Here is a 20002-nt window from a genome sequence, read left to right as displayed (position 1 = left end):
TATGAATAGTGAACATTTAGATCGATTACAACATAAATTAGGATATCAATTTAAGAAAATAGCTTTATTGGAACAGGCGCTCACCCATCGTAGTGCAGCGAGTGTTCATAATGAACGCCTTGAGTTTTTAGGTGATTCTATTTTGAATTTTACTATTGGTGAAGCGTTATATCATCAATTCCCAAAGGCAGCAGAAGGTGATCTCAGTAGAATGCGGGCAACGTTAGTTCGTGAGCAGACTTTAGCACAAATTGCTCTTGAGTTTGCATTAGGGGATTACTTAAAACTTGGCCCAGGTGAGTTAAAAAGTGGTGGTTATCGTCGTAGTTCGATTTTATCTGATTGCGTTGAGGCTATTATTGGTGCGATTCATTTGGATAATGGTATTGAAACTGCGCAACATGTCATTTTAACTTGGTATCAACAACGTTTGGCTGAAATCCAACCTGGCGATAGTCAAAAAGACCCTAAAACGAGATTACAAGAATATTTACAAGGTATTCGTCAGCCATTACCAAATTATACTGTTGTTGATATTAGAGGTGAGGCACACAATCAAACCTTTAAAGTTACTTGCCAAATTCAGCAATTAGAAGAAGTATTTGAGGGAATTGGGAGTAGCCGTCGTAAAGCAGAGCAAGCTGCCGCAGAAAAAATTTTGGCAGTATTAAAAATTAAATAATTGAATGAGTAACAGAATGACAGAAAATTCTCAAACCTTAGATCAAGAAACCTATTGCGGTTTTATTGCCATTGTTGGTCGTCCAAATGTGGGTAAATCGACCTTATTAAATAAAATTTTAGGGCAAAAGATCTCCATTACTTCGCGTAAAGCACAAACCACTCGTCATCGTATTGTCGGTATTCATACGGATGGTATTTATCAAGCTATTTATGTGGATACTCCGGGCTTACATATTGAAGAAAAACGTGCGATCAACCGTTTGATGAATCGTGCGGCGAGTAGTGCAATTAGTGATGTAGATTTAATCATCTTTGTTGTTGATGGAACACATTGGAATGATGATGATGAAATGGTGTTGAATAAATTACGCAATGCTAAAGCACCTGTTGTGTTAGCTATTAACAAAATCGATAATGTTAAAAATAAAGATGAATTATTGCCGTTTATTCAACAACTTACGGAAAAATTTGATTTTAAAGAAATTATTCCAATTTCGGCACAACGTGGCAACAATGTACATCAATTAGAGAAAATTGTTCGTCAATCATTACGTAAGGGCGTTCATCACTTCCCAGAAGAGTACATTACTGATCGCTCGCAACGCTTTATGGCTTCTGAAATTATTCGTGAAAAATTAATGCGTTTTATGGGCGAAGAATTGCCTTATTCTGTAACTGTAGAAATTGAACAGTTTAAAGTGAATGAACGTGGTACTTATGAGATTAATGGCTTAATTCTTGTTGAACGTGAAGGGCAAAAGAAAATGGTCATTGGTCACCAAGGTCAGAAACTCAAAACGATTGGTACTGAAGCCAGACAAGATATGCAACGGCTATTTGATGCGAAAGTACATTTAGAGCTTTGGGTAAAAGTGAAAAGTGGCTGGGCTGATGATGAAAAAGCATTAAGAAGTCTTGGCTATATGGATGATTAAATTTTGTTAAAAAGAAAAAACCTCAAAGATTAAAAATTTGAGGTTTTTTTATGTAGTTTAAGCGATAACTTTTTGCACTAATGCTGAAATATCCGCTGGGAATGTTTCTTGTGCAGCAAATTGTTTAATCTGCTCTTCGTTATATTTTCGTCCATCATAGACAACAACGATACTGGTATCATCGACTTGTAAATAATTGGTTTCACCAAATTCTGTATAACGAGTAGCACCAATACTAATCACAGCTTGAGTTGGGTAATTAGCTTGTTGTAGTAATTCGGCAATATTATTCATAGGACCTTGATCGGTCTGATGATTCATTCTATCAATGATCCAATCAATCAGTTTTTGGTTAAAGTAATTGTAACCAGCGATTGGGCTATCAATACCATAAGCAGTTAATATTTGCTGGCGTTTGTGGTAACAAGCGATGCGGTAGTGATCTAACTCCCCACCTTTTTCAAGCGAATTTACCGCTAATTGATTGGCAGAAATCCCTTTAGATGAGACTCCCCAATTCTTTTTCTCACAAATCTTTTTCGCATTTGGTTTGCGGATAGAACAATCGTTATAAGCGGCGAAAGCAAAAGGGCGTAAAGCGGTCACTTGCTTATTTTGATCGTATTCAATGTTAAAGAGGACTGCGACTTCAGGTTCAATCTGTAAATTGTCAGCACCTTGTGGCATCTTAATTTCAGTTGATGATAATGGGAATGTTGCTAAAAAATTGTTGATATTAGGGACATAGAAAGGAAAGATTGCTTTAGGTTGAGACTCTTCGGTAGTAACTACATTTTCAAAATCTTTTGCTTCGCCAGCTTGCTCTAAATGACCGGCAAAATTGCCAGCAACACCAAAACCAATAAATTGGGTTAAGTTCATAATGATCTCCGTAAGGGTAAAAAACAAGGTTAAAAAGAAAATTGCTGTAAAACAATACGTTTTGTGGAAATTCTAAGCAACTAAATAAAAAAATGTGAATTACTTCAAAAAATCTGTTGCAAGGCAATAAAAAATCCCTATAATGCCGCCTCACGCAACGAGAGCAAGGAAGCGCAGTGCTGAAGTCAAGTAGGGCTGAAGATTTCCGAAGTTGATTAAAAAAATCAGTCAAAAATCTTGTTGACAAAGCAGGTCGAGATGAGTAGTATAAGCGACCTTTGCTGCGTAAGGCGGCGAAACGTTCTTTAACATTTTATCAGACAATCTGTGTGGGCATTCGTAGATGATGTTTTTACTTTAAGTAAAAGAATTAAAAAAGATTATCTTGAATGCTGAATTTGAAGATTCATATGATTTGAATAACGAAGTCAGTTTTTTTGAGAGCGAAGATTAAATTGAAGAGTTTGATCATGGCTCAGATTGAACGCTGGCGGCAGGCTTAACACATGCAAGTCGGACGGTAACAGAGGAAAGCTTGCTTTCTTGCTGACGAGTGGCGGACGGGTGAGTAAGGCTTGGGAATTTGGCTTATGGAGGGGGATAACTACGGGAAACTGTAGCTAACACCGCGTAATATCGAGAGATTAAAGTAGAGGGACCGAAAGGCCTTTAGCCATAAGATGAGCCCAAGTGAGATTAGGTAGTTGGTGAGGTAAGGGCTCACCAAGCCGACGATCTCTAGCTGGTCTGAGAGGATGGCCAGCCACACTGGGACTGAGACACGGCCCAGACTCCTACGGGAGGCAGCAGTGGGGAATATTGCGCAATGGAGGGAACTCTGACGCAGCCATGCCGCGTGAATGAAGAAGGCCTTCGGGTTGTAAAGTTCTTTCGGTGGTGAGGAAGGTGCATGCTTAAATAGGGTATGTAATTGACGTTAGCCACAGAAGAAGCACCGGCTAACTCCGTGCCAGCAGCCGCGGTAATACGGAGGGTGCGAGCGTTAATCGGAATAACTGGGCGTAAAGGGCACGCAGGTGGTGACTTAAGTGAGGTGTGAAAGCCCTGGGCTTAACCTGGGAATTGCATTTCATACTGGGTCGCTAGAGTACTTTAGGGAGGGGTAGAATTCCACGTGTAGCGGTGAAATGCGTAGAGATGTGGAGGAATACCGAAGGCGAAGGCAGCCCCTTGGGAAGATACTGACGCTCATGTGCGAAAGCGTGGGGAGCAAACAGGATTAGATACCCTGGTAGTCCACGCTGTAAACGCTGTCGATTTGGGGATTGGTTATTAGGATTGGTCCTCGAAGCTAACGTGATAAATCGACCGCCTGGGGAGTACGGCCGCAAGGTTAAAACTCAAATGAATTGACGGGGGCCCGCACAAGCGGTGGAGCATGTGGTTTAATTCGATGCAACGCGAAGAACCTTACCTACTCTTGACATCCATAGAAGGACTCAGAGATGAGTTTGTGCCTTCGGGAGCTATGAGACAGGTGCTGCATGGCTGTCGTCAGCTCGTGTTGTGAAATGTTGGGTTAAGTCCCGCAACGAGCGCAACCCTTATCCTTTGTTGCCAGCGGGTAGAGCCGGGGACTCAAAGGAGACTGCCAGTGACAAGCTGGAGGAAGGTGGGGATGACGTCAAGTCATCATGGCCCTTACGAGTAGGGCTACACACGTGCTACAATGGTGCATACAGAGGGAGGCGAAGTGGCGACATGGAGCGAAACTCAGAAAGTGCATCGTAGTCCGGATTGGAGTCTGCAACTCGACTCCATGAAGTCGGAATCGCTAGTAATCGCGAATCAGAATGTCGCGGTGAATACGTTCCCGGGCCTTGTACACACCGCCCGTCACACCATGGGAGTGGGTTGTACCAGAAGTAGATAGCTTAACCTTTAGGAGGGCGTTTACCACGGTATGATTCATGACTGGGGTGAAGTCGTAACAAGGTAACCGTAGGGGAACCTGCGGTTGGATCACCTCCTTACTAGATTAAAGTGAAGATGTTACTATGAAATGTTCACACAGATTGTTTGATAGAAGCGAGGGTATCGTTAATTGGTAGAAGTCCCCTTCGTCTAGAGGCCTAGGACATCGCCCTTTCACGGCGGTAACAGGGGTTCGAATCCCCTAGGGGACGCCAATTAACGATATCTTTATGATAAATGCTCTTTAAAAACGAAGACACAAGCTGAAAACTGAGAACTCAAAAGCGAGCGACTGAAGGAGAGAATCCTTGAGGTTGTATAGTTAAGTAAGTAAGCGTACACGGTGGATGCCTAGGCAATCAGAGGCGAAGAAGGACGTGCTAATCTGCGAAAAGCGTGGAGGAGTTGATAAGAAGCGTTAACTCCACGATATCCGAATGGGGAAACCCGGTAGATGAAGAATCTATCATCACTGTCTGAATCTATAGGATAGTGAAGCGAACCAGGAGAACTGAAACATCTCAGTACCCTGAGGAAAAGAAATCAACCGAGATTCTGCGAGTAGCGGCGAGCGAAAGTGGAGTAGCCGTTAGAGATAGTAAAGGATTTAGGAGAATGAGTTGGGAAGCTCAATCGAAGAGGGTGACAATCCCGTATCTGAAGAATCCTTTATGGTACTAAGCTAACAAGAAGTAGGGCGAGACACGAGGAATCTTGTCTGAAGAAGGGGGGACCATCCTCCAAGGCTAAATACTCCTGATTGACCGATAGTGAACCAGTACCGTGAGGGAAAGGCGAAAAGAACCCCGGGAGGGGAGTGAAAGAGAACCTGAAACCGTGTACGTACAAGCAGTGGGAGCATAGGAGACTATGTGACTGCGTACCTTTTGTATAATGGGTCAGCGAGTTATATTTTGTAGCGAGGTTAACCGGATAGGGGAGCCGAAGGGAAACCGAGTCTTAACTGGGCGGAAGTTGCAAGGTATAGACCCGAAACCCGGTGATCTAGCCATGGTCAGGTTGAAGGTTGGGTAACACTAACTGGAGGACCGAACCGACTACTGTTGAAAAAGTAGCGGATGAATTGTGGCTGGGGGTGAAAGGCCAATCAAACCGGGAGATAGCTGGTTCTCCCCGAAATCTATTTAGGTAGAGCCTTATATGAATACCTTTGGGGTAGAGCACTGTTTCGGCTAGGGGTCCATCCCGGATTACCAACCCGATGCAAACTGCGAATACCAAAGAGTAATATATAGGAGACACACGGCGGGTGCTAACGTTCGTCGTGGAGAGGGAAACAACCCAGACCGCCAGCTAAGGTCCCAAAGTCTATATTAAGTGGGAAACGAGGTGGAAAGGCATAGACAGCTAGGATGTTGGCTTAGAAGCAGCCATCATTTAAAGAAAGCGTAATAGCTCACTAGTCGAGTCGGTCTGCGCGGAAGATGTAACGGGGCTAAAATATAGCACCGAAGCTGCGGCATCAAGAGAAATCTTGTTGGGTAGGGGAGCGTTGTGTAAGCCGAAGAAGGTGACTTGAGAGGGTTGCTGGAGGTATCACAAGTGCGAATGCTGACATAAGTAACGATAAAGCGGGTGAAAGGCCCGCTCGCCGGAAGACCAAGGTTTCCTGTCCAACGTTAATCGGGGCAGGGTGAGTCGGCCCCTAAGGCGAGGCTGAAGAGCGTAGTCGATGGGAAATGGGTTAATATTCCCATACTTGTTAGATAAGCGATGTAGGGACGGAGAAGGCTAGGCAAGCAGACGGACGGAAGGGTCTGTTCAAGCGTGTAGGTAGATGGTGTAGGCAAATCCGCACCATTAATGCTGAGGCGTGATGAGGAGTAACTACGGTTGCGAAGTTGTTGATGCCAAGCTTCCAGGAAAAGCTGCTAAGCACATTATCTAATAAACCGTACTGAAAACCGACACAGGTGGTCAGGTAGAGAATACTAAGGCGCTTGAGAGAACTCGGGTGAAGGAACTAGGCAAAATAGCACCGTAACTTCGGGAGAAGGTGCGCTGGCGTAGTGTGAAGTCTGAACAGATGGAGCATGAACCAGTCGAAGAGACCTGCTGGCTGCAACTGTTTAATAAAAACACAGCACTCTGCAAACACGCAAGTGGACGTATAGGGTGTGACGCCTGCCCGGTGCTGGAAGGTTAATTGATGGTGTTATTGAAAGAGAAGCACTTGATCGAAGCCCCAGTAAACGGCGGCCGTAACTATAACGGTCCTAAGGTAGCGAAATTCCTTGTCGGGTAAGTTCCGACCTGCACGAATGGCGTAATGATGGCCAGGCTGTCTCCACCCGAGACTCAGTGAAATTGAAATCGCCGTGAAGATGCGGTGTACCCGCGGCTAGACGGAAAGACCCCGTGAACCTTTACTATAGCTTGACACTGAACCTTGAATTTTAATGTGTAGGATAGGTGGGAGACTGAGAGATACTGACGCCAGTTGGTAAGGAGTCGATGTTGAAATACCACCCTTTAACGTTTGATGTTCTAACGAGGTACCTGGAACAGGTATTCGGACAGTGTCTGGTGGGTAGTTTGACTGGGGCGGTCTCCTCCCAAAGAGTAACGGAGGAGTACGAAGGTTTGCTAATCACGGTCGGACATCGTGAGGTTAGTACAATGGTAGAAGCAAGCTTGACTGCGAGACGGACAAGTCGAGCAGGTACGAAAGTAGGTCATAGTGATCCGGTGGTTCTGAATGGAAGGGCCATCGCTCAACGGATAAAAGGTACTCCGGGGATAACAGGCTGATACCGCCCAAGAGTTCATATCGACGGCGGTGTTTGGCACCTCGATGTCGGCTCATCACATCCTGGGGCTGAAGTAGGTCCCAAGGGTATGGCTGTTCGCCATTTAAAGTGGTACGCGAGCTGGGTTTAGAACGTCGTGAGACAGTTCGGTCCCTATCTGCCGTGGGCGAAGGAGAATTGAGGGGGGCTGCTCCTAGTACGAGAGGACCGGAGTGGACGCACCGCTGGTGTTCCAGTTGTTTCGCCAGAAGCATTGCTGGGTAGCTAAGTGCGGGAGAGATAAGTGCTGAAAGCATCTAAGCACGAAACTTGCCCCGAGATGAGTTGTCCCAATCGAGAGATTGTAAGGGTTGTTGAAGACGACGACGTAGATAGGTGGGGTGTGTAAGTGATGTGAGTCATTGAGCTAACCCATACTAATTGCCCGAGAGGCTTAACTATACAACGCTGAAGGGTTTTTACCCGAAGAGAGCAGGTAAGAAAAGCGGAAAAGCGAAAAAAGCGAAGAAGCGAGAGAGAGAAAGCAGTGAGAGGAAAAGAAAACTCACTGATGAGTTGACAGCTTGTGAACGTTTTTTAGAGAAGAAGATAAAGCAGAAAGCGAGAAGCTAGAAGCAGAAAGTCAAAAGGATTAATCCTGGCGGCGAGAATGCGATAGACCCACCTGAATCCATGCCGAACTCAGAAGTGAAATGTCGTAATGCCGATGGTAGTGTGGGGATTCCCCATGTGAGAGTAGGTCACTGCCAGGTTAAAGAAAAGAGAGAAGGACGCTAGTTGAGGAGTCAGCTAGCGTTTTTTTATTTTTGTGTTTTTTATTTTTTTGTTTTGTGATTTTGGGTTTCTGTTTTCTGTTTTTTATTTTTCTACTTTTTGTTTTCTGATTTCTATTTTTTGATTTTTTAGGGATGGTTGGATTTTGCTTTAGCTTCTAATCACCAATCACCAATCACCAATCACCAATCACCAATCACCAATCACCAATCACTTCATCTTCTCTATGTCTATTAAGCGACTAAGTTGATTTTGGGATATGTGAAACTCCTTCGCTATTCATACCCTTGAAATAGCTAAGGAAGAGAAGTTGTAGAAATGAACAAAGTAGGATGGAAAGAGAGAAAAAATTGCCACTTAAATTAGTGGCAATGTGTTAAAAATAATTGTTGTATCTTATTATTGAGCAGTTACAGGGAAATCCCACCAGATATCAAATAATTCGCTTACTTCAACTTGATTTAATCCATTATTTTCTAACCAAGTTTTGACTGTTTGACGGTGAGTTTCATCACATTTACCAATTTTTTCTAAGCAAACTAAACCTTCCCAATGTAAATAACCACTGCCTTCATAAGCTAAACCGTTTGGCTTGATTACTTCATCAATAAAACGATCTACAACTTGATCAATTTGATCCACAGGTGTGTTTTCAGCAAATTGCCAATTGACTAAAAATCCCAATTCTTGGAATTCATCAATGTGCATTTTTTTACGTTGTCTACGATTACGTTGATATGCCATATCTTTTTCTCCTCTATCAATTATTTTTTGATGAAATAAAGATCCCAAACGCCATGGCCTAGACGGTGGCCACGTTGTTCAAATTTCGTTAATGGTCGAAAATCTGGACGTGGGATAAAATCATTGGTGCTCGAAGTATTTTGTAATCCAGGTTGTTGTGATAATACTTCTAACATTTGTTCTGCATAATTTTGCCAATCTGTTGCCATATGAATAAAGCCATTATGGATCAATTTTGGCATTATGGATTCAATAAAAGCTGGTTGAACAATTCGACGTTTATGGTGTTTTGCTTTATGCCAAGGATCAGGAAAGAAAAGTTGTAAACCAGCTAAACTTTCTACAGGAATATTATCTTTCAAGATCTCTATTGCATCATGACAAATCACCCTTAGATTGGTAACTTGTTGTTCTAAAGCATAAGCAATACAAGCACCTACACCAGGAGTATGAACTTCAATACCAAGATAATTATAGTGTGGATTTTGTTTTGCCATATCAACCAAGGAACGCCCCATGCCAAAGCCAATTTCTAACACAACAGGATTATTGTTGCCAAAAATAGCAGGGAAATCAAAGTGGGCTGCTTGATGCTCTAAACCAAATTTATGCCAATTCTCATTCATTGCACGTTTTTGTGCTTCACTTAAACGTCCTGTTCTCAGTACAAAGCTACGCACTTTTCGTAGATAACGACCATCAGCAGTAAATTCCATAGTGTTCACTGATTTACGTTTTTGTTCAGCAAGGTTATTCACAGATTCTTGTTGCATAAATAAAGTAAAAATTGATGAATTACTAATAAAAATAGTCTGTATTTTACCTGATAATTCACTCTTTTTGTTATGTTTTGAATGAATTTGTTGTGATACACTCGCGACTTTGAATTGTTAAATAGGGAAGATTTATGTGGCAGGCTGAGTCAACGCCAGAAGCACCTTTTGCAATGGCAGTATTATCATGGTATGACAAATATGGGCGTAAAACACTGCCATGGCAACGTAATAAATCATTATATGGCGTTTGGTTATCAGAAATAATGTTGCAGCAAACGCAAGTAACGACAGTTATTCCATATTTTGAACGTTTTATACAACAATTTCCGACTATTTGTGATCTTGCCGATGCATCAATAGATGAAGTGTTACATTTATGGACAGGCTTGGGTTATTACGCGAGGGCGCGGAATTTACACAAAGCAGCACAAACTATTCGTGATCAGTATCAGGGACAATTTCCAACAGATTTTTCACAGGTATTGGCATTGCCAGGTGTAGGTTTAAGCACCGCAGGAGCCATTTTATCTTCATGTCTTGATGCACCTTATCCTATTTTAGATGGCAATGTAAAACGTGTATTATCGCGCTATTTTGCGATTGCAGGCTGGCCAGGTGAGAAATCAGTAGAAACTCAATTATGGCGTCATAGCGCAGCAGTTACACCTGATTCACAGGTAGCAGCTTTTAATCAAGCAATGATGGATTTAGGTGCAATGGTTTGTACGAGAAGTAAACCAAAATGTACTTTGTGTCCATTAGCAAAATCTTGCATTGCATATAAAAATGAAAGTTGGCAACAATATCCAGGAAAAAAACTCAAGAAAGCGTTGCCAGAGCGAGAAAGCTATTTTTTGCTGTTTGTCAAAGATCATAAAGTATTACTGCGACAACGGCCAGCACAAGGATTATGGGGCGGTTTATACTGTTTTCCGCAGTTTGATTCTAAAGATAGTTTAGAAAGTTATTTACAAGTAAATCAGTTGCGATTAATCGAAGAATTACCTATTTTTCGCCATACTTTTAGCCATTTTCATTTAGATATTCACCCAATAGTGGTAACAGAGCAAACAGAAACCGTAGCTATGGTAAAAAATGTAGCAGAAGATTGTGCAGAATATAAACAGACAGTACAAAATGAAAGTGAATATTGGTATGATCTAGCGGATTTTTCGCCACCTAAAATTGGTTTGGCGACGCCTGTGAAAAATTTGTTGATACAGTTAGCAAGTTTAACAATAGAAAAAAATTAAATAAGGATAACGTTATGGCAAGAACCGTTTTTTGTGAGTATTTGAAGCAAGAAGCAGAAGGCTTAGATTTTCAGCTTTACCCAGGTGAATTAGGCAAGCGTATTTTTAATTCGATTAGCAAACAAGCATGGTCTGAATGGTTAAAAAAACAGACGATGTTAGTGAATGAAAAGAAATTAAATATGATGAATCCAGAGCATCGTAAATTATTAGAACAAGAGATGGTAAATTTCTTGTTTGAAGGCAAGGATGTTCATATTGAAGGTTATGTCCCTCCCTCAAAGTAGTCCAAAATGAAAATGAAAAAATCTTTTATTGTTGCTGCATTAGCACTATTACTAGTGGGATGTGGTTCTTCCTATGATCGTGATGATATTGATTACGATGACGCTTTTGCAAAAGACACTCGAGCATTAGATATTTTAACTGGTCAATTTTCTCATAATATCGATCGTATTTGGGGTGTGAATGAATTATTGGTTGCAAGTCGAAAAGATTATGTGAAATATACTGATAAATATTATACCCGTAGTCACGTTAGTTTTGATGAAGGTGTGATTACCATCGAAACACAAACCAGCTTGGCTCGTTTAAAAAATGCTATTGTGCATACATTATTGATGGGATCTGATGCAAATGGTATCGATTTATTCGCTGATGGTGATGTGCCAATCAGTTCTCGACCATTTTTATTAGGACAGGTATTAGATCATCAAGGTGCACAAATTCCAAATATTGCAGTGGCGTCAGCTTTTGCTGATTATTTAATTAACAATAAATTACAAAGTCGCCGTTTAAGTAATGGTCATATTGTGCAATTTGTTGTGATTCAAATGATTGCCAACCACGTTGCTATTCGTGCGCAAAAATATATTCCATTTATTCGTAAGGCAGCAAGACACTACAACATTGATGAAAGTTTGATTTTGGGCATTATGCAGACAGAATCAAGCTTTAACCCATATGCGATTAGTTATGCTAATGCGATGGGTTTAATGCAGATTGTACCGCAAACGGCGGGACGTGATGTGTTCTTAATGAAAGGTAGAAGAGGTATTCCATCGAAAAAATATTTATTTGATCCATATAAAAATATTGATGCTGGTGTTTCTTATTTATGGTTATTACAAAATAAATATTTGGCAGGAATTACAGATCCTACTTCTAGACGTTTTGCCGTTATTTCGGCTTATAACGGTGGGGCGGGTGCAGTATTGCGAATCTTTGATGATGATAAAGATGTTGCGGTAAATAAGATTAATCGGTTATTACCTGAGCAAGTGTATCGTATTTTAACAACGAAACACCCATCAGCACAGGCAAGAAACTACTTAATCAAAGTGGATAAAGCACAAAAAAGTTATCGAGTAATTCGTTAATTTCGCGGGCTTTGCTGGTGTTTTAGTATTAATTTTATGCGTTTTGGATAGAAAAACGGCTAACGTGCGAAAAAAAGAAATTTTTTTCAAAATAGTGGTTGACTTGAAAGCCAAAAAAACGTTTAATACGCACCACTAAGACGTTGCCCAGATAGCTCAGTCGGTAGAGCAGGGGATTGAAAATCCCCGTGTCGGTGGTTCGATTCCGCCTCTGGGCACCACTATTCCTCCTTAGTTCAGTCGGTAGAACGGTGGACTGTTAATCCATATGTCGCTGGTTCAAGTCCAGCAGGAGGAGCCAAATTCCAAAAGGCTGTTACAATAAATGTTGTAACAGCCTCAGACCGCTGACAAACCCACCTTTCCAAAATCATTTGGTAAAAGTGGGTTTGTTTTTTTACTTTGTCGCTTTTCTCTTGCTTTTCCTTTCAGATAATTGGGCAAGTGGTCATTTTCGCTGATTTTTTTACCCATGCCTCAAACAAGCAAAATTGGCGCCATAAATAAGACAAAATAGCCCATACCACCAGGGCAATTTTCTTGATATTTTGTGCCATTGCCGCAAGGAAGCATTGCATTTGCACTTTGGATAGCCCTCTATAACGGGCATAGCGATGTCCATGATGTTGTTTTGCATCCGCAAAGCTGCGCTCTACGGTTTCTGCTCGACGTTTATAGAGTTTTCTGCCCTGCCTCGATATTCTCACTGCATTGGCGTTGTCCACAGCATCTTGGTAAATATGCCTGGTGATGAGGCGTTCGGCTTTTTGGTTTTGGGTACACTGTGAACGTAGTGGGCAAGTTTGGCAATAGGTCGGGTTGGATTTGTAAGTGTGATAACCTTCTCGGGTGGTGGTGCTATAGCGGAGCGATTGCCCTGCGGGGCAAGTGTAGCTGTCAGTTTCGGCATCATAGCGGAACGCACTTTTTCGTAAGCAGTTCTTGCCTTTGGTGGGGCGACGATAGCCAAATACACCGATAATGTCTCGTCGGGCAAGGCTTTCGGCAACAGGCGCGGTAAAATAGCCTGCATCAAGCCCAACCGCTTTGGGCTTGAACCGAAAGCGTTCTGTGGTGGCATCAAGACGAGCGATATAGGGTTGGCTGTCATTGACATTCCCTGCCGTCGCAAAGGTATCTAAAATAATCCCGTATCGACCATCGACTGTGCGGTGGTCGAGATAGAAGAAACCTTTGGGCTTGTTATCTCGGTGCATATACCCGCTTTCAGGGTCGGTATTGCTCACGTTGGTGTCTTTGACTTCGATGGCTTTCTCACTCGCCTTTAACGGCTTTTTTCCTTTTGCTTCCCTCACTTTTGCCACATCTTCGTTGAGCATAGCGATATAGTGGCTCACTCGAACTGCTCGCTTTTCATGATGCTTTTTGTTTTTATTGGCACTGGCTTTCAAGTGGGTGCTGTCAGTAAACAGATATTTACCTCCCACCAAGCCTTTTTCCATCGCTTGCCAAACAATGTGGGTAAAAATACGCTCAAATACATCCGTACCATTAAAACGGCGCAGACGGTTTTGGCTTAAGGTACTGGCATCTATCACTTTTTCCGTGAGGCTCATCCCCAAAAACCAACGGTAAGCGACGTTGACTTCAATCTCTTTCACCAACTGGCGTTCGCTTTTAATACCGAAAAGATAGCCGAGTAACATTATCTTGAACAAACGAACTGGGTCAACTGCGGGGCGACCGTTGTCATGGCAATAGAGATGCGCCACTTCATCACGAATGAATTCAAAATCGATAGCTTTAGCGACTTTACGGACAAGGTGGTCTTTCGGTACGAGTTGTTCGAGACTTATCATCTCGATTTCATATTGGGGTGAGGCAGTATTTTTGAGCATAGGCATTTCCTTTTTTCGATATGCCTATTAGATCAAACCTCTAGAGGTATGTCTAGAGGTTTGTCAGCAGTCTGAGGCTGTTACAATAAATGTTGTAACAGCCTTTAATTTTTTCTGGTGAATCTCAGAATAAAGATAACTTTAAAAAACATAAGAACAGTGTTATATTCTGCCACCTATTTGCCACAATTCTTTTTCAATTAACTAACCAGTAAGTAAGGTTCTTCTCTATTATGGTCGATTATTCGAATTTAGCGCTTGCATTGGCAGGAGTTTGTCAATCTGCAAAGTTAGTTCAACAATTAGCTCACCAAGGAAGTACTTCAGATCAAGATTTACTCGTTACATTAGAGAGCCTAGTCGTTACTCAGCCACAACAAACGTTAGATGTGTATGGTGGTAATCTTGCCAATATCAAATTGGGCTTAGCAACATTACTGGAACAACTTAACGGTAAACATGGTCCATTGGATTTGGAATTAAGCCGTTATTGGTTAAGTTTGCTTGCTTTAGAAGGGAAGCTGAATAGTAATAGCGACAAGAAAAAGCAATTAGTCGATAGAATTCAATATTTACCAACACAATTAGAGTTTCATGATAGCTTAATAGATAGCTCTATGTTAGCGATTTTAGCTGGTATTTATGTTGATATCATTAGTCCATTAGGGGCTAAAATTCAAGTAAAAGGTCTGCCTTTATATTTGCAGCAACCTGAAATTCAAAACCGTATTCGAGCTTGTTTATTAGCAGGTATTCGTTCTGCTGTATTGTGGCGCCAAGTTGGCGGCTCTAAGTGGAAATTGCTATTTTTCCGCAGCAGATTGATCCATGCAGCTCAACAACTTTACTCATCCCTTAGATAAACGGAGTAACTCTTCATGCAATTTAATGCTTTAACTGCACTTTCTCCTCTTGATGGTCGTTATCAAAGTAAGACTGACGCTTTGCGTTCTATTTTTAGTGAATTTGGTTTATTGCGTTTTCGTGTCACTGTAGAAGTTCGTTGGTTACAAAAATTGGCAGCGACTACCGCAATTTCAGAAGTTCCAGTTTTATCAAAAAAAGCAATCGATTACCTAGACGATATTATTGCTAATTTTGATGTACAAGATGCACAACAAATTAAAGAAATTGAAGCAACAACTAATCATGATGTAAAAGCGGTTGAGTATTTTCTCAAAGAAAAATGCCAAGCATTACCTGAATTAGCGGAAATTAGTGAATTTATCCATTTTGCTTGTACTTCAGAAGATATTAACAATCTATCTCATGCGTTAATGTTAAAAACTGCGAGAGAAGAAGTTCTTCTACCTGAATGGAAGAAGATTATTGCTGAAGTTAGCCGTTTAGCGGAAACTTATAAGAATATTCCTTTACTTTCACGTACTCATGGACAACCAGCTTCACCAACTACAGTTGGTAAAGAGATGGTGAATGTGGCATATCGTTTACAACGTCAATATCAACAACTACAGAAAGTAGAAATTCTTGGCAAGATCAATGGTGCAGTAGGAAACTATAATGCGCATTTATCGGCTTATCCTGATGTGGACTGGCATCTATTCAGCCAACAATTTGTGCAAGACTTAGGAATTGATTGGAATCCATATACAACGCAAATTGAACCACATGATTATATTGCAGAGTTTTTTGACTGTGTAATGCGCTTTAATACAATTATGATCGATTTTGATCGCGATATCTGGGGTTATATCGCATTAAATCACTTCAAACAAAAAACTATTGCAGGTGAAATTGGTTCATCAACAATGCCGCATAAAGTAAATCCAATTGATTTTGAAAACTCAGAAGGTAATTTAGGCGTGGCTAATGCAGTAATGGCACACTTGGCGCAAAAATTACCAGTATCACGCTGGCAACGCGATTTAACCGATTCTACTGTATTGCGTAATCTTGGTGTTGGTTTAGGTTATAGCTTGATTGCTTATGCTTCTACGTTGAAAGGTATTAGTAAATTAGAAGTGAATGAAGATCATCTACGTGCAGAGTTGGATCAAAATTGGGAAGTATTAGCAGAACCAATTCAAACTGTAATGCGCCGTTATGGTATCGAAAAACCATACGAAAAATTAAAAGAATTAACACGTGGTAAACGCGTTGATCAGCAAACAATTCAACAATTCATTGATGGTTTAGACATCCCTGAAAATGAAAAAGCAAGATTGAAAGCATTAACACCAGCAACCTATATTGGCGCTGCGATTCAGTTAGTGGAAGCGTTTTAATTATTGTTGATTTTATTATTGAGAAAAGCCCAAACGTTTGTTTGGGCTTTGTTGCTTATTGATCTTGGTTATTTGGCTCAAATAAGCTATACCAACTATCCAACTTCTGAGCGAGTTTATCTACGCCTAAACGATTGAGCGAGGAGAAGGCTTCGACTTGAATATCACCTTGGAAAGGTAGGATTGCTTCTCGTACCAATTTTAACTGTTTACTACGCTCGCTTTGGCTAAGTTTATCTGCTTTAGTTAATAACAGTAGGATCGGTAATTCGGCATTAACCGCCCATTGAATCATTTGTTGATCGAGATCTTTGAGTGGATGACGAATATCCATCAGAATAACCACGCCGCCTAAACATTCACGTTTTTGTAGATATTCGCTTAATGATTTTTGCCATTGTAGTTTTAATTTTTCAGGGACTGCGGCATAGCCGTAACCTGGTAAGTCCACAATTTTATAATTTTCACTAACTTCAAAGAGATTAATTAATTGTGTTCTTCCTGGTGTTTTTGAAGTTTTTGCTAATGTTTTTTGGTTGGCAAGTGTATTTAATGCAGTTGATTTACCTGCGTTAGAACGGCCCGCAAAGGCAATTTCTACGCCTGCATCAGCAGGTAACTGAGTAATGTTTGCTGCACTCATTAAAAAACGGGTTTTATGATAATTCAGTTTGAATTCATTTGTTGACACAATATTATCCTTTTTTAAATGTAATAGTTTCGCCTTTCGTACCATAACGGTTTTCTTGTGGTTGTCCTAAGAATACGCCCCATTCCATTAACAACATAGCAAGAATAAAAATAGGTAAAAATGTTCCTAGCAAGAATTGCATAAAGCCTTGGCTATATGGAGCGATCATTAAACAGCAAAGTGGTACTAATAAAATAGTCAATGCGGCAGCTGAGCGCCCACGATCATGCAAACGTTTAACGATAACCGCTAACCAACAATAAATAATTAATAATAAAGGTAAAATGGCAAATACCGAGCTCAATGTTTTTTGCAATATGCTTTCAATCGGGATCAGATTTGCAGCGACAAATAATGTGATCGCACAGATACCGCTACCGATCCAGAACCCTTGGCGGTTTAATCTTCCTTTGAATGAAAAGAGTGCTTGAGTAATATACATAATGTTAGTGATTAAAAAAGAGCCTATTTAAAGAAAGTCAGCAATTATACAAGGAAACCATTGCAAAAAGCGAAAAGTTTGTCGCTTTTTACTAGGAATTACCGTTAGATTTTAATGGCAATAAAAAATCTTAATTGTGATCAAGTTCACATCATTTTTTACAAGACAAAAATTAAAAATCGTTTTAATATTAGCAGCGTTTTTTGATTTCTATCTTTGCAAATTAACTTTAAATATGAGGAAAAACAAATGGCAAAAATCGTTAAAGTTCTTGGCCGTGAAATTATCGACTCTCGTGGTAATCCAACAGTTGAAGCTGAAGTTCATTTAGAAGGTGGCTTTGTTGGTTTAGCTGCTGCTCCATCTGGTGCATCAACAGGTTCTCGTGAAGCTTTAGAATTACGTGATGGTGATAAATCACGTTTCTTAGGTAAAGGTGTATTAAAAGCAGTTGCTAATATCAATGAAATCATTGCACCTGCATTATTAGGTAAAGACGCAGCTCAACAAGCTGAAATCGACCAAATCATGATCGATTTAGATGGTACAGATAACAAATCTAAATTAGGTGCTAACGCAATTCTTGCTGTTTCTCTTGCAAATGCTAAAGCAGCTGCAGCATCTAAAGCATTACCACTTTACGCATGGATTGCAGAATTAAACGGTACTCCAGGTCAATACTCTATGCCATTACCAATGATGAATATCATCAACGGTGGTGAACACGCAGATAACAATGTTGATATTCAAGAATTTATGATTCAACCAGTTGGTGCAAAAACTTTACGTGAAGCATTACGTATCGGTGCAGAAGTGTTCCACAACCTTGCTAAAGTATTAAAATCTAAAGGTTTAAGTACTGCAGTTGGTGATGAAGGTGGTTTTGCTCCTAACTTAGAATCTAACGCTGCTGCATTAGCTTGTATCAAAGAAGCAGTAGAAAAAGCAGGTTATGTGTTAGGTAAAGATGTTACTTTAGCAATGGACTGTGCATCATCAGAATTCTATAACAAAGAAACTGGTATGTATGAAATGAAAGGTGAAGGTAAATCATTCACTTCTAAAGAATTCACTCACTACTTAGAAAAACTTTGTGAAGAATACCCAATTAAATCAATTGAAGATGGTCAAGATGAATCAGATTGGGAAGGCTTCAAATATCAAACTGAAGTTCTTGGCGGTAAAATCCAACTTGTTGGTGACGACTTATTCGTAACCAATACTAAGATCCTTAAAGAAGGTATCGAAAAAGGTATCGCTAACTCAATCTTAATTAAGTTCAACCAAATCGGTTCATTAACTGAAACTTTAAATGCTATCCGTATGGCGAAAGAAGCTGGTTACACTGCAGTAATTTCTCACCGTTCTGGTGAAACTGAAGATGCAACTATTGCAGATTTAGCAGTTGGTACAGCAGCAGGTCAAATCAAAACTGGTTCTATGAGCCGTTCAGACCGTATTGCTAAATACAACCAATTAATCCGTATCGAAGAAGCATTAGGTGATAAAGCACCATTCTTAGGATTAAAAGCAGTTAAAGGTCAAGCATAATTGTTACTTTAACAATTAAAGAATAAAAAACTGCACCGATATTGGTGCAGTTTTTGTTTGTGTAGAATCATAGGCCTAATAGACAAAAGTGTGGGGAAAAAAGTGGTTTGCTGTCATATGCTATAAGGCTTTAATCGCTTTTTTCGTAACCATTTTATCTACCACACCAAGTTATAAAAAACGGTATTAAGTGTAATTTCTTAATACCGTTTCTTGTTATTAAAGTAGAGAGGTTTTAAGCAATTTTCATATTACCTAATGTACCATCATCTTCAATTTGTTTTGCTTTACCAATAATCTCTTTAACTTTTTCCCCTTCTTTAAACATCACAAATCCGCCATTTTCCATTTTGGTCCAAGCTTCATTTTTGGTAAGAGGTTGCGTCGAAATTATCGTTACTTTATCGCCTGGTTTTGCATAATCATTAAAATCAATAAAACCATCATCATCTACGCGAAAAGCCTTACCGAAAGGTGCTTTACGAGTGAGATAGTGTAAGAATGTTGAGCAGTGTGCAATCATAAATTGCCCATTAGATAAAATGAAATTAAAAGTACCAAGTTGTGATAATTCTTGTGTTACTTCATACACTGCTGCAAAAATTTCATCTTCACTTGGTTTACGTAAATAACGACGTTTGAGAAATTCTGCCATATAACAGAAAGCTGCTTCTGAATCAGTGGAACCAATTGGTTGTGCACGACAATCAGAAAGATCTGGTAAAGTTTTTAAATTACCGTTATGAGCGAAAACCCAATTTTCACCCCAAATTTCACGCATAAAAGGATGGGTATTTTCTAATGTAACATCACCTTGTGTCGCTTTACGAATATGCGCAATCACATTGAGTGATTTGATATGATATTGTTTTACGCAGTCAGCGATTGGTGATGAACTACATGGCTTATCATCACGAAATACACGCACACCTTTACCTTCAAAGAAAGCAATTCCGAAACCATCAGAATGGCAATCAGTAATACCTGCGCGACGACGGAACCCTTCAAAGGAAAACACGATGTCTGTTGGGGTATTACAATTCATTCCCAGTAATTGACACATAAATTAACCTATGAAAA

At 40.4% G+C, this 20002-nt stretch carries 15 protein-coding genes, 3 tRNA genes and 3 rRNA genes; 14 read left to right on the top strand and 7 right to left on the bottom strand.

Features of this window, described 5'->3' with window-relative positions; translation table 11 throughout:
- Window position 1: 1 nt before the first annotated feature.
- A complete protein-coding gene (rnc, locus tag NYR30_RS11725) occupies window positions 2–682 on the top strand; it encodes a ribonuclease III (protein ID WP_066104317.1) in 681 nt (226 codons plus the stop codon).
- 16 nt (window positions 683–698) lie between these two features.
- Entirely contained in the window at window positions 699–1619 is a 921-nt protein-coding gene (gene era, locus NYR30_RS11720) for a GTPase Era (protein WP_302501221.1), read from the top strand.
- A 57-nt stretch (window positions 1620–1676) separates the two neighbouring features.
- Here era and NYR30_RS11715 read toward each other — a convergent pair whose 3' ends face one another.
- Complete coding sequence (locus tag NYR30_RS11715) at window positions 1677–2501, bottom strand: DUF5718 family protein (RefSeq protein WP_066113558.1); 825 nt, start codon at window positions 2499–2501, stop codon at window positions 1677–1679.
- A gap of 452 nt (window positions 2502–2953) precedes the next feature.
- On the opposite strand from NYR30_RS11715, the gene NYR30_RS11710 reads away from it, so the two are divergent.
- The 4 genes from NYR30_RS11710 (at window position 2954) to rrf (ending at window position 7959) form a co-directional block, all read left to right on the top strand.
- Window positions 2954–4495 (top strand): 16S ribosomal RNA (locus tag NYR30_RS11710).
- An 80-nt stretch (window positions 4496–4575) separates the two neighbouring features.
- A tRNA-Glu gene (locus tag NYR30_RS11705) sits at window positions 4576–4651 on the top strand.
- 105 nt (window positions 4652–4756) lie between these two features.
- Window positions 4757–7648 (top strand): 23S ribosomal RNA (locus NYR30_RS11700).
- 195 nt (window positions 7649–7843) lie between these two features.
- Window positions 7844–7959: ribosomal RNA gene (rrf, locus tag NYR30_RS11695) — 5S ribosomal RNA — on the top strand.
- Together the 16S, 23S and 5S rRNA genes with 1 tRNA gene alongside form the textbook arrangement of a ribosomal RNA operon.
- A 421-nt stretch (window positions 7960–8380) precedes the next feature.
- Here rrf and NYR30_RS11690 read toward each other — a convergent pair.
- Together NYR30_RS11690 and trmB are read right to left on the bottom strand one after the other, a co-directional pair.
- The gene (locus NYR30_RS11690; RefSeq protein ID WP_066110173.1) at window positions 8381–8725 is read right to left on the bottom strand and encodes a YggL family protein; all 345 of its coding nucleotides are present in this window, start codon (window positions 8723–8725) and stop codon (window positions 8381–8383) included.
- A gap of 20 nt (window positions 8726–8745) precedes the next feature.
- Complete coding sequence (trmB, locus tag NYR30_RS11685) at window positions 8746–9498, bottom strand: tRNA (guanosine(46)-N7)-methyltransferase TrmB (protein ID WP_066112123.1); 753 nt, start codon at window positions 9496–9498, stop codon at window positions 8746–8748.
- Between the two features lie 134 nt (window positions 9499–9632).
- Here trmB and mutY point away from each other — a divergent pair, with 134 nt between their 5' ends.
- The 5 genes from mutY to NYR30_RS11660 all read left to right on the top strand — a co-directional run bounded on the left by mutY (window position 9633) and on the right by NYR30_RS11660 (window position 12434).
- Window positions 9633–10754 carry an A/G-specific adenine glycosylase gene (gene mutY / locus NYR30_RS11680; RefSeq protein WP_066112120.1) on the top strand — a complete coding sequence of 374 codons (1122 nt, stop codon included), beginning with the start codon at window positions 9633–9635 and terminating at the stop codon, window positions 10752–10754.
- Window positions 10755–10768: 14 nt separating this feature from the next.
- A complete protein-coding gene (locus NYR30_RS11675; RefSeq protein WP_066110165.1) occupies window positions 10769–11041 on the top strand; it encodes an oxidative damage protection protein in 273 nt (90 codons plus the stop codon).
- Window positions 11042–11047: 6 nt separating this feature from the next.
- A complete protein-coding gene (mltC, locus tag NYR30_RS11670; RefSeq protein ID WP_066112117.1) occupies window positions 11048–12133 on the top strand; it encodes a membrane-bound lytic murein transglycosylase MltC in 1086 nt (361 codons plus the stop codon).
- 145 nt (window positions 12134–12278) lie between these two features.
- Window positions 12279–12354, top strand: a tRNA-Phe gene (locus NYR30_RS11665).
- Window positions 12355–12358: 4 nt separating this feature from the next.
- Window positions 12359–12434, top strand: a tRNA-Asn gene (locus NYR30_RS11660).
- A gap of 127 nt (window positions 12435–12561) precedes the next feature.
- Here NYR30_RS11660 and NYR30_RS11655 read toward each other — a convergent pair.
- Window positions 12562–13992, bottom strand: coding sequence for an IS1182 family transposase (locus tag NYR30_RS11655; RefSeq protein WP_302501220.1), 1431 nt, complete (start codon window positions 13990–13992; stop codon window positions 12562–12564).
- Between the two features lie 233 nt (window positions 13993–14225).
- On the opposite strand from NYR30_RS11655, the gene hflD reads away from it, so the two are divergent.
- Both hflD and purB read left to right on the top strand, forming a co-directional pair.
- Window positions 14226–14855: a high frequency lysogenization protein HflD gene (gene hflD, locus NYR30_RS11650; RefSeq protein ID WP_066112114.1), complete on the top strand. Its 630-nt coding sequence runs from the start codon at window positions 14226–14228 to the stop codon at window positions 14853–14855.
- Between the two features lie 15 nt (window positions 14856–14870).
- A complete protein-coding gene (purB, locus tag NYR30_RS11645; protein ID WP_066112111.1) occupies window positions 14871–16238 on the top strand; it encodes an adenylosuccinate lyase in 1368 nt (455 codons plus the stop codon).
- 55 nt (window positions 16239–16293) lie between these two features.
- Here the strand turns inward: purB and yihA are convergent, their stop codons facing one another.
- Together yihA and NYR30_RS11635 are read right to left on the bottom strand one after the other, a co-directional pair.
- Window positions 16294–16881 carry a ribosome biogenesis GTP-binding protein YihA/YsxC gene (yihA, locus tag NYR30_RS11640; RefSeq protein ID WP_066112135.1) on the bottom strand — a complete coding sequence of 196 codons (588 nt, stop codon included), beginning with the start codon at window positions 16879–16881 and terminating at the stop codon, window positions 16294–16296.
- Between the two features lie 52 nt (window positions 16882–16933).
- Complete coding sequence (locus NYR30_RS11635; RefSeq protein WP_066112107.1) at window positions 16934–17371, bottom strand: DUF805 domain-containing protein; 438 nt, start codon at window positions 17369–17371, stop codon at window positions 16934–16936.
- Between the two features lie 249 nt (window positions 17372–17620).
- Here NYR30_RS11635 and eno point away from each other — a divergent pair, with 249 nt between their 5' ends.
- The gene (gene eno, locus NYR30_RS11630; RefSeq protein ID WP_066108842.1) at window positions 17621–18922 is read left to right on the top strand and encodes a phosphopyruvate hydratase; all 1302 of its coding nucleotides are present in this window, start codon (window positions 17621–17623) and stop codon (window positions 18920–18922) included.
- A 235-nt stretch (window positions 18923–19157) separates the two neighbouring features.
- On the opposite strand, the gene NYR30_RS11625 is transcribed toward eno, so the two are convergent.
- Window positions 19158–19985, bottom strand: coding sequence for a class II glutamine amidotransferase (locus NYR30_RS11625; protein ID WP_066108829.1), 828 nt, complete (start codon window positions 19983–19985; stop codon window positions 19158–19160).
- Window positions 19986–20002 lie beyond the last annotated feature (17 nt).

The organism is Gallibacterium salpingitidis, from assembly GCF_030517105.1.
GTDB classification, from domain to species: Bacteria; Pseudomonadota; Gammaproteobacteria; order Enterobacterales; family Pasteurellaceae; genus Gallibacterium; species Gallibacterium salpingitidis.
This window is presented reverse-complemented; position numbering and strand designations above follow the sequence as displayed.

Coding starts and splice junctions, on each gene's coding strand:
- rnc (WP_066104317.1), top strand. CDS start 2: ATGAATAGTGAACATTTAGATCGATTACAACATAAATTAGGATATCAA.
- era (WP_302501221.1), top strand. CDS start 699: ATGACAGAAAATTCTCAAACCTTAGATCAAGAAACCTATTGCGGTTTT.
- NYR30_RS11715 (WP_066113558.1), bottom strand. CDS start 2,501: ATGAACTTAACCCAATTTATTGGTTTTGGTGTTGCTGGCAATTTTGCC.
- NYR30_RS11690 (WP_066110173.1), bottom strand. CDS start 8,725: ATGGCATATCAACGTAATCGTAGACAACGTAAAAAAATGCACATTGAT.
- trmB (WP_066112123.1), bottom strand. CDS start 9,498: ATGCAACAAGAATCTGTGAATAACCTTGCTGAACAAAAACGTAAATCA.
- mutY (WP_066112120.1), top strand. CDS start 9,633: ATGTGGCAGGCTGAGTCAACGCCAGAAGCACCTTTTGCAATGGCAGTA.
- NYR30_RS11675 (WP_066110165.1), top strand. CDS start 10,769: ATGGCAAGAACCGTTTTTTGTGAGTATTTGAAGCAAGAAGCAGAAGGC.
- mltC (WP_066112117.1), top strand. CDS start 11,048: ATGAAAATGAAAAAATCTTTTATTGTTGCTGCATTAGCACTATTACTA.
- NYR30_RS11655 (WP_302501220.1), bottom strand. CDS start 13,992: ATGCTCAAAAATACTGCCTCACCCCAATATGAAATCGAGATGATAAGT.
- hflD (WP_066112114.1), top strand. CDS start 14,226: ATGGTCGATTATTCGAATTTAGCGCTTGCATTGGCAGGAGTTTGTCAA.
- purB (WP_066112111.1), top strand. CDS start 14,871: ATGCAATTTAATGCTTTAACTGCACTTTCTCCTCTTGATGGTCGTTAT.
- yihA (WP_066112135.1), bottom strand. CDS start 16,881: ATGAGTGCAGCAAACATTACTCAGTTACCTGCTGATGCAGGCGTAGAA.
- NYR30_RS11635 (WP_066112107.1), bottom strand. CDS start 17,371: ATGTATATTACTCAAGCACTCTTTTCATTCAAAGGAAGATTAAACCGC.
- eno (WP_066108842.1), top strand. CDS start 17,621: ATGGCAAAAATCGTTAAAGTTCTTGGCCGTGAAATTATCGACTCTCGT.
- NYR30_RS11625 (WP_066108829.1), bottom strand. CDS start 19,985: ATGTGTCAATTACTGGGAATGAATTGTAATACCCCAACAGACATCGTG.